This is a genomic window from Segatella hominis, from assembly GCF_004535825.1.
Classification (GTDB): domain Bacteria; phylum Bacteroidota; class Bacteroidia; order Bacteroidales; family Bacteroidaceae; genus Prevotella; species Prevotella hominis.
The window spans coordinates 1-1,659 of sequence record NZ_SGVY01000119.1 but is presented as its reverse complement, the minus strand read 5'-3'; the positions used below and the strand labels follow the sequence as shown (position 1 = coordinate 1,659).

The following is a 1,659-nucleotide window of genomic DNA, read 5'->3' as shown; positions in this document are numbered from 1 at the left end:
TGACTTTTCCTGATTTCTGTAGACACTTTTTTACTTTATAAACTAAAAAGGTAGACACTATCAATTTCATAAAACTGAAATAGTAGACACTCCTTATTTTTCGTTCCTAATTTTATAGACACAATAAAAAAAATCGTACTATATTTGTAGTCACTACCCTTCCACTGGACTTACCGAACCCGGACTTGCTCTTTTGGTAAAGTAGGGAGCCCCTCGATGGGGCTTCCTACTTTTTCGGATTACTGGCATGTACCATCACCCGAACTTGTCTTTTGGTTCTGCAAAGATACACAATCTTTATTAAGAATTCTTCTTTTTCGAAGTATAAATTCTCTTTTTCCACATCTTTTGTTGGATTCCTTGCTCCAGATGCGCCTTTGCCGGAGTTTTATAGCCTATACTCATGTGTGGTCTGCGGTTATTATAGAATTGTATGTAACGACCGATGGTAACACGAGCACATTCGATGTCCTTGAACACATGCATGCGATAGACCTTTTCCATCTTGATAATTCCATTCACGCGTTCGGCAATGGCATTGTCAGTTGGCTTATAGTCTTCTGTCATGCTGATACTGATATCATATTCCTGTAGCTTCTGAACATAAGCGTCACAACAGTATTGTACACCGCGATCGGAATGGTGGATAAGCCCCTTGAGACATTCTCCTCCATTCATTTCTATGGCCTGGTCAATAGCCATCTGAAGAGCCTGAATGGACAAAGCTGCACGCAATGTATCAGCAAGTACCCATCCTACAATTTTACGAGAATACGCATCCGTTACCAGATGGAGGTACGCAACATCCCCATTTGCCAGTTGGATATAAGTAATATCGCTTACCCACAGCTGATTAGCCGAAGTGAGAACAATATCTTTTACCAGATTCTTCCATTTGTGATAACGGTGGTTTGAATTGGTTGTATGACGCGCCTTACGAGGAGGGAGCATTAACTGATGACGGCGCAGCAGTGTGAAAAAGCTGTCACGACCAGGTATGAGTTCTCTACCATAAAGTTCTGTCAGCATGAGCCAAAGTTTATAGCCACCAATACCTGGATCCTCATCTCGGATTTCACGAACATTATCCAAGATAATCTTATCACGATTTACCTCAGCTTCAATATCAGCCTTCGACTGGTAGAAGGCTTGACGACAATGGCCAAATAGGCGGCAAGCAGTCGCAACTTTCATGTTGCGCTGCTCGACCAGTTCCATGACTACTTGGCCCCAGATTTTTTTCGTATCGGAATATCAAAGTACTCTTCTGCGCGTGTAATCATCAGATCACGTGCTTCTGTTTCCAACTTAGAGAAGGCCAAGGCTTTCTCTAACTCTTTGATGCGTTGCTTCAATCGACCATTCTCTTCTTGATAGCTTTCTTTACTACGGTTTGACATATCTGTTATATTTGCTTGTTCAGACTGCAAAGATAACAAATCTTTTTCATTAGCAAATACTTTCAGCCAAGTATTTAATGACTTGACTGCTGCAATTCCACGACTCTTACAGAAACTGTATTTGCTGAGTCCTGACTGATAATAGTCGCAAAGTAAAGACAATTTGTCTTCCTTACTGTAACTTTTGTACTTTTTACTCATTACTAAACACATTTTATTAATTAACCATAAATGTGTCTATCTATATCAGTATAAGTCA

At 40.3% G+C, this 1,659-nt stretch carries 2 protein-coding genes; both read right to left on the bottom strand.

Translation table 11 applies throughout. From position 1 onward, the window contains the following. Positions 1 to 300: 300 nt before the first annotated feature. Positions 301 to 1,218 carry an IS3 family transposase gene (locus EXN75_RS17330; protein ID WP_118115928.1) on the bottom strand — a complete coding sequence of 306 codons (918 nt, stop codon included), beginning with the start codon at positions 1,216 to 1,218 and terminating at the stop codon, positions 301 to 303. 2 nt (positions 1,219 to 1,220) lie between these two features. After that, positions 1,221 to 1,601, bottom strand: a complete 381-nt coding sequence (locus EXN75_RS17325) for a transposase (RefSeq protein ID WP_118115930.1) — start codon at positions 1,599 to 1,601, stop codon at positions 1,221 to 1,223. Positions 1,602 to 1,659 lie beyond the last annotated feature (58 nt).